This window comes from Zavarzinia sp. (assembly GCF_041650655.1).
Classification (GTDB): Bacteria; Pseudomonadota; Alphaproteobacteria; order Zavarziniales; family Zavarziniaceae; genus Zavarzinia.
Window position 1 is genome coordinate 46,226 of the sequence record NZ_JBAZKR010000019.1, and the last position, 7,175, is coordinate 53,400.

Here is a 7,175-nt window from a genome sequence, read left to right on the forward strand (position 1 = left end):
GATCGACATGCAGATTCGCGACGCCGGGCCCGGGGATGTCGAGGGCATCCTGGCGATCTACAACGACGCCGTCGCCCATTCGACGGCGATCTGGAACGAGACCCTGGTCGATGCCGCCAACCGGGCGGCTTGGCTCGAAGCCCGGCGCCTGGCCGGCTATCCCGTGCTGGTCGCGGTCGACGACGGCGGCGCCGTGCTCGGCTATGCCAGTTTCGGCGACTGGCGCGCCTTCGACGGCTATCGCCACACGGTCGAACATTCGGTCTATGTCGCCGCCGACGCCCGCGGCCGCGGCATCGGCCGCGCCCTGATGATCGCCCTGATCGAGCGGGCGCGGGCGCTCGGCAAGCATGTCATGGTGGCGGGGATCGAGGCCGGCAACGAAACCTCGATCGCCCTCCACAAGGCGCTCGGCTTCGAACATGCCGGCCTGCTGCACCAGGTCGGCGCCAAGTTCGGGCGCTGGCTCGACCTCGCCTTCCTGGAACTCCGGCTGGACGCGCGCGAACAGCCGGATCGCTAGGCCCCCAGCATACCGTCCAGCACGGCGCGAATGCGCAGCGTTTCGGACGCCAACCGTTGCAGGCTGCGATCGGCGAAATCCCAATCGTTGTTGCCGACCGCGAGGCGGCAGCGAGAGACTGCGGCCTGCAGCGGCTGGGCCACCGCCCAATCGGCCTCGGCCGTGAGGGCGTGCAGCAGGTCGTTGGCCGTCTCTGCGTCGCGCCGGGCGATCGCCCTGGCCAGGCCCCGCTCGAGATCGTCGAGCTTTTCGGCGAAGACCGCCAGGACCGATGCGAGGTCGAAGGAATCGGCAATGTCGAGCCGTGCCTTCAGGACCGCCAGGTCGATCGCCGGTTGATCGGAAGGCGCTTCGTCGCCCGTGTTCAGCAGATCGACCAACTGGCCGAGGCCGACCGGCCGCAGCAGGACCAGGTCGGCCCCGGCCCCCTCGGCCTTCTCCGTCTCGTCGGCCAGGGCGACGGCCTGGACGCGCGGCAGGCCATGAAGCTCCTCATGGGCGCGCAGGCCACGCACCAGATCGCCACCTGCGACAATGGGCAGGCCGATGTCGAACAGCACCAAGTCGTAGGGCGTCTCGGCCGTCGCCATGATCAGCGCCTGGGCGCCGTTGGCGACGATGTCCACGCGCGCCCCGAGCGACTGGAGCTGGCGCGCCAGGGTGGCCCGCTCCATCGGGTCGGAATCCGCGACCAGCACCCTGACCGGCTCGCCCTTTTCGACGCGCAGGACCTGGCTTCGTTTCGGGAGTGCGATTTGCGCCCCGGCCCGCATCGCCTGCCGCCACTCGGCAAACCCCCGCGGATCGGCCGCGGCGCTCGCCCCCGGAGCGGCCAGATCGATCCAACAGGAGAGACCTTCGCCCGGGGCGAGGTCGATCCCGAGGCCGGTCCCCAGTGTCCCGGCGATGCGCCGCGCGACACCGACCCCGAGGGAATCCTCGTCGCGCGTGGCGCCGCTGTCGTGCACCGCCACCTGCAACCGCCCTTCGCCACAGCCTTCCAGGACCACGGCGATGCCCCCCGTTTCGGTCCGGCGCATGGCGTCACGCACCAGGCAGGTGACGAGCTGTCGCAGGTGCGGGATGTCGACGTCGACCGTCGTCGGCAGGCCGCCCCCCAAGACAGTCTCGAAATGCAGGCCGGAGCGATTGGCCACGGCACCGAAGAGCAGATCGATGTCGGCCACGAAATCCCGCAGATTGAGGCTCTGTACCTGACCCGGGTCCGTGGCCCCGGCGTCCACCCGGTCCAGATCCAGAATGTCGTCCAGCCGGTCGGCCAGATTGTGGGCATTGCGCAGGGAAGCGGCGATCAGCGGCGGCTGTAGCGCTGTCATTTCGCCCTGCTCGAGCAGTTCGAGATGGCCTAGCAGGCTGCCCACCGACAAGCGCAATTCCCGGATCGCCGTCGCGATGAAGTCGTTCCGCCCCCGCGTCGCCCGGTCGGCCCGTTCGTTGGCTTCGGACAATTCGGCTTCCAGCCGCTTCCAGCGCGTGATGTCGCGCTCGAAAGAGACGAAGAACAGGTGGCCGGAATCGGGATCGACCACCGGCACGACGTCCATCTCGACCCAATAGGTCTGGCCGTCCTTGGCATAATTCAGCACTTCGGCCCGGTGCTTGCGCTTGCCGGCGAGGGCTTTGCGGATCCCGGCCCTGGTTTCCGGATCCGTCGACGCCCCCTGGAACAGGCGCGGCGTCTGACCCTCCAATTCCCGCTGGTCGTAGCCGGTCAGGCGGGCCATGGCCTCGTTGGCGAAGACGATGCGCGGAAACGGCGGATCGAGGTCTCCCGCTTCGCACACCAATATACCGTCACCCTCTTGGGCAACGAGGTTTTCGATCTCCGCCAAGCGATGGCGCAGTCGGGGGGAGATCAGCGACTCGGCGACTGGTTTCGACATGCCCCCAAAATGGCACGATATCCCTCAAGACAAGGTTAAGCTGCCCGTCGCGCCGAAAGCGAAACGGGGCCCGAAGGCCCCGTTTCTTGGATTACGACAGGCTGCGCAGCAGGCGCTCGCGCTCGCGTTCCCGGTCCCGGTCGCGCTTCTCGCGCGCCTTGGGCGTGGCCGCCTGATAGGCGATGCGGGCGTGATCCTGGCAATAGGGCATTCCGGTCTGGGCGCGGCGGCCGCAGAAGTGGAAGCCGGCTTCGCCCGGGTCGCCGACCGGCCATTTGCACATGCGATCGTTGATCGAAAGCAGCGAGGCGCGGACCATCGGTTCCGCCTCGGTGTTGGCCGGCACCGGCGCGGACGCCGGCTTGGCGACAGCCGCACGGGGAACGGCCGAGACCGCCTCCACCGGGGTGCCGACCAGACGGACCGGCCGCGGGGCCGGCGCCACCGCGGCGCGTACGGGTTCGGCCGGCTTCGGGGCCGGCGCCGGGGCGGCAGCGACCGGGGCCGCCGGACGTTCGGCACGCACGGGGCTCGGCCGGCCGGACAGGCCCAGACGGTGGACCTTGCCGATCACGGCATTGCGCGTGATGTTGCCGAGCTTGCCGGCGATCTGGCTGGCGCTGAGGCCCTGCTCCCACAGTTCGCGCAGGGTGGCGATGCGCTCATCGGTCCAGGACATCGTTGTCCTCTCTCCCACTAAACGGCGTTGACCGCTACAAAAACACTATATCTCGGCAGGCGCTTTTGGCGCCACACCAGATGATGACTTACCCACAAGAAATTGTGTCATCGGAGGGGCCAGGGCCCAAGGCCGCGGTCCCGCCAGCCGGGGCACGACACAAACCGGCAATTCCGGCAGAAATGCGGCGATCGAGCGGAGCAGCTCCGGGATCGCCTGCGACTTCTCGACGCTCTCGCTGATCACGATGCCGGCGACCGTCAGGCCGCGCCCGCGGATCGTCTCCACGGCCGTGAAAATATGGCTGAGCGTGCCGAGATAGGAACCGGCCACCAGCAGCACGGGCCAGCGGGTGAGCGCCAGCACGTCGAGGAAAGTCTCGCGCTCGGCGATCGGCGCCATGATGCCGCCGGCCCCTTCGACGACCAGGAAATCAGCCCCTTCCGCCGCCTTCATGCAGAAGGCGGCGATCTCGGCCGCAGTCATCGCCTTGCCCTCGATGCGGGCGGCGAGATCGGGGGCGACGGGCGTCCTGAAGCGCCAGGGCGCGATTTCGGCGACTGCCGCTTCGCCGACCGCGCGGTCCTGCGCGGCCAGGATCAGGCCGGGGTCGGACTCCGCCGCCGTCTCGGGCTCGTAGCCGCTGACCACCGGCTTCAGGATACGGGCGTTCGCCCCGCGGAGCTGGTGGGCGAGCGAGGCGGTGACCAGGGTCTTGCCGATTTCCGTGCCGGGCGAGGAAACGAAGAGGCAGCGCGTCACAATACGCGTTCCCGCAATACGCTCGCGACGCGGTCGACATCGGCATCGGTATGGCGCGCCGTGAAGGCGAAACGCAGGCGCGAAGTCCCGGCCGGCACGGTCGGGGGCCGGATCGCGGCGACCAGGAAGCCCTGTTCGGCCAGCAGGCGCTGGGCGTCGAGGGCACGGGTCTCGGTTCCGACGATGATCGGCACGATCGGGCTCTCGGCCGCGGGCAGGTTCAGGGCGCGGCAGAAGCGCCGCGCCTTGGCGACCGGCAACTCGATATAGTCGGGCTCGTTCTCGATGATGTTCAGGGCTTCGATCGCGGCGCCCACGGCAGCCGGCGGCAGGCCGGTCGAATAGACCACCGTCCGGGCGCGCGTCTTCATCAGGTCGATCACCGGCTGCGAGGCGCAGAGATAGGCGCCGTAGGAACCGATCGCCTTCGACAGCGTGCCCATCTGCAGCGGCACCGCGGCGGTCCCGCCGACATGGGCCGAGCCGCGCCCGCCGCCCAGCACGCCGATGCCGTGGGCGTCGTCCGCCATCAGCCAAGCGTCGTGGCGGGCGCAGAGCTCGCCCATCTCAGCGAGGGGGGCGAGGTCGCCGTCCATCGAGAAGACGCCGTCCGTGACGACCAGGACATGGGCGAATTTCGCCCGTTCGGCCGCCAGGATCGCGGCCAGATGGTCGAGATCGTTGTGCTGGAACACAGTGACCTGGCCCTGGGCCATGCTGGCGCCGGCATTGATGCAGTTGTGCGCGAGCTCGTCGACCACGACGAGGCAGTCGCGCCCGGCCAGTGTCGGGATGATGCCGACATTGGCGAGATAGCCCGAACCGAAAACGCAGCAGGCTTCCGTACCCTTGAGCCGGGCCAAGCGCACTTCCAGTTCCTCGATCAGCGGGTGGTTGCCGGTGATCAGGCGGGAGGCCCCGGCGCCCGTGCCATGCTCTTCGACCGCGCGGATCGCCGCCGCCTTCAGGCGCGGATCGGTGGCGAAATTCAGGTAGTCGTTGCAGGAAAAGGAGACGTACTGCCGCCCGCCGCGACTGACCAGCGGCCCGTCGAGGCGCGCCGTGGCGACCAGGGTGCGCCGCTGGTGACGGGCGTCCAAGTCGGCCAGTTTGGCCGCCGCAAAGGCATCGAGAGACTGCATGGCGAATGGTGTTCCCTGAGGGGCGGCGCACACTGGCGCCAATCGACGCGGGGGTCAATCCCCTGCTGGTCTAGGGACCTAGTCCATCCTGCTATTGACCTCGCCGCAAAGCGGCATAGTCTGCGGCGCTAACCTGCTGAGGATCGTCGGCCGTCGCCGTCGATCGACGTCTCGACTGTTGCCGAGGATTGGGTCGCCCATGACCGAGATCACCGCCACCACTTCCACCGCTTCCGCCGCCGGGGCCCCGGGGCTCCGCCACGATTGGCGCCGCGAGGAAGTCGAGGCCCTGTTCCGCAAGCCCTTCGCCGACCTGATCTTCGAGGCGCAGACCGCGCATCGCCGCTTCTTCGACGCCAACGACGTGCAGATGTCGACGCTTCTTTCGATCAAGACCGGCGGCTGCCCCGAGGATTGCGGTTATTGCCCGCAGTCGTCCAAATTCGATACCGGCCTCAAGGCCTCCAAGCTGATGGCGGTCGGCGCCGTGCTCGAAGAGGCCAAGCGCGCCAAGGAAGCCGGCGCCAGCCGCTATTGCATGGGTGCCGCCTGGCGGAGCCCGAAGGACCACGACCTCGACCAGGTGATCGAGATGGTGCGCGGCGTGAAGTCCATGGGGCTGGAGACCTGCGTCACCCTCGGCATGCTGAACGCCGTGCAGGCCCAGCGCCTGAAGGACGCCGGGCTCGACTACTACAACCACAATCTCGACACTTCGCCGGAATTCTATTCCGAGATCATCACCACCCGGACCTATCAGGACCGGCTGGACACGCTGGCCAATGTGCGCGACGCCGGAATCAACGTCTGCTGCGGCGGCATCGTCGGCATGGGCGAGGATCTGGACGACCGCGCCGGCCTGCTGCTCACCCTGGCCAACCTGCCGGAGCATCCGGAAAGCGTGCCGATCAACCTTCTCGTGAAGGTCGAGGGCACCCAGCTCGGCAACGAGGCCGATCTCGACCCGATCGATTTCGTCCGCACCATCGCGGTCGCCAAGATCCTGATGCCCGCCTCCATGGTCCGCCTCTCGGCCGGGCGCGAGCATATGTCGGACGAGATGCAGGCCCTGTGCTTCCTGGCCGGCGCCAATTCGATCTTCATCGGCCCCAAGCTGCTGACGACCGAAAACCCGGCCCAGGAAAAGGACCGCCGCCTGTTCGAGCGCTTAGGGATTCGCCCGATGGCGGCCCCCTGCGAGGCCGCCCCCCGGGCCGACGCCGCCGAGTGATCCCGTGAGCGCTGACGTTCCCGGCTGGTATTCGGCCGGCTACGGGCACGTCTGGCTGCCCTATACCCAGATGAAGACGGTGACGCCGCCGCTGCCGGTGGTGTCGACCGAAGGCACGCGCATCCGCCTGGCCGACGGGCGGGAGCTGATCGACGGCATCGCCTCCTGGTGGACCGCCTGCCACGGCTATAACCACCCCCATATCCGCGCCGCGGCCGAGGCGCAATTGGCCGCCCTGCCCCATGTCATGTTCGGCGGCCTGGTGCAGGAGCCGGCGCTCCGCCTGGCCGCCCGCCTGGCCGACCTGCTGCCGGGCGATCTCTCCCGCGTGTTCTTCTCGGACTCGGGTTCGGTCTCGGTCGAAGTCGCCATGAAGATGGCGATGCAGTATTTCCTGAACCGGGGCCTGCACGGGCGGGACAAGTTCCTGTCCTTCCGCCACGGCTATCACGGCGACACCATCGGTACCATGGCGGTCTGCGACCCGGACGAGGGCATGCATTCCCTCTTCACCGGCCTGCTGCCCCAGCATTTCGTGGTCGACCTGCCGACCGACGAGGAAAAGGCCGAAGGTTTCGACGCCTTCCTCGATGCCCATGGCGAGCGCATCGCGGCGATCCTGGTCGAGCCCCTGGTGCAGGGCGCCGGCGGCATGAAGATGCATGGGCCGGAGGTGCTGGCGCGGCTCCGCCGGGCGGCGGACCGGATCGGTGCCCTGCTGATTTTCGACGAGATCTTCGTCGGCTTCGGGCGCACCGGCACGATGTTCGCCTGCGAGGCGGCGGATGTGGTGCCCGACATCGTGACCCTGTCCAAGGCATTGACCGGCGGCACCATGGCGCTGGCCGCGACCATCGCCACCACCCGCGTGTTCGAAGCCTTCTGGGACGACCGGGCCACGGCCGCGCTGATGCATGGGCCGACCTATATGGGC

General features: G+C 68.5%; 7 protein-coding genes. 3 read left to right on the top strand and 4 right to left on the bottom strand.

Annotation, left to right across the window (positions count from 1 at the left end; all coding sequences use genetic code 11):
• Nucleotides 1-7 precede the first annotated feature (7 nt).
• Nucleotides 8-523 carry an N-acetyltransferase family protein gene (locus WC493_RS06355; RefSeq protein ID WP_373063688.1) on the top strand — a complete coding sequence of 172 codons (516 nt, stop codon included), beginning with the start codon at nucleotides 8-10 and terminating at the stop codon, nucleotides 521-523.
• Here WC493_RS06355 and WC493_RS06360 read toward each other — a convergent pair.
• The 4 genes from WC493_RS06360 to WC493_RS06375 all read right to left on the bottom strand — a co-directional run bounded on the left by WC493_RS06360 (nucleotide 520) and on the right by WC493_RS06375 (nucleotide 5,010).
• The gene (locus WC493_RS06360; protein ID WP_373063690.1) at nucleotides 520-2,328 is read right to left on the bottom strand and encodes a PAS domain-containing protein; all 1,809 of its coding nucleotides are present in this window, start codon (nucleotides 2,326-2,328) and stop codon (nucleotides 520-522) included. The two genes, WC493_RS06355 and WC493_RS06360, sit on opposite strands and share 4 nt — an antisense overlap.
• Before the next feature lie 190 nt (nucleotides 2,329-2,518).
• Entirely contained in the window at nucleotides 2,519-3,106 is a 588-nt protein-coding gene (locus WC493_RS06365) for a GcrA family cell cycle regulator (protein WP_373063692.1), read from the bottom strand.
• 45 nt (nucleotides 3,107-3,151) lie between these two features.
• Nucleotides 3,152-3,868: a dethiobiotin synthase gene (gene bioD, locus WC493_RS06370; RefSeq protein WP_373063694.1), complete on the bottom strand. Its 717-nt coding sequence runs from the start codon at nucleotides 3,866-3,868 to the stop codon at nucleotides 3,152-3,154.
• On the bottom strand, nucleotides 3,865-5,010 hold the full coding sequence (locus tag WC493_RS06375) for an aminotransferase class I/II-fold pyridoxal phosphate-dependent enzyme (RefSeq protein ID WP_373063696.1): 1,146 nt from the start codon (nucleotides 5,008-5,010) through the stop codon (nucleotides 3,865-3,867). Before WC493_RS06375 ends, bioD begins: the two co-directional genes overlap by 4 nt.
• A gap of 199 nt (nucleotides 5,011-5,209) precedes the next feature.
• Here WC493_RS06375 and bioB point away from each other — a divergent pair, with 199 nt between their 5' ends.
• Together bioB and bioA are read left to right on the top strand one after the other, a co-directional pair.
• Complete coding sequence (bioB, locus tag WC493_RS06380) at nucleotides 5,210-6,241, top strand: biotin synthase BioB (protein ID WP_373063698.1); 1,032 nt, start codon at nucleotides 5,210-5,212, stop codon at nucleotides 6,239-6,241.
• 4 nt (nucleotides 6,242-6,245) lie between these two features.
• Nucleotides 6,246-7,175, top strand: a 930-nt coding sequence (gene bioA, locus WC493_RS06385; RefSeq protein ID WP_373063700.1) for an adenosylmethionine--8-amino-7-oxononanoate transaminase, incomplete at its 3' end; no start/stop codon positions are given.

Bases quoted from the DNA above. Each gene is read 5' to 3' on its own strand.
- WC493_RS06375 (WP_373063696.1), bottom strand. From the start codon at position 5,010: ATGCAGTCTCTCGATGCCTTTGCGGCGGCCAAACTGGCCGACTTGGAC.
- WC493_RS06355 (WP_373063688.1), top strand. From the start codon at position 8: ATGCAGATTCGCGACGCCGGGCCCGGGGATGTCGAGGGCATCCTGGCG.
- bioB (WP_373063698.1), top strand. From the start codon at position 5,210: ATGACCGAGATCACCGCCACCACTTCCACCGCTTCCGCCGCCGGGGCC.
- WC493_RS06365 (WP_373063692.1), bottom strand. From the start codon at position 3,106: ATGTCCTGGACCGATGAGCGCATCGCCACCCTGCGCGAACTGTGGGAG.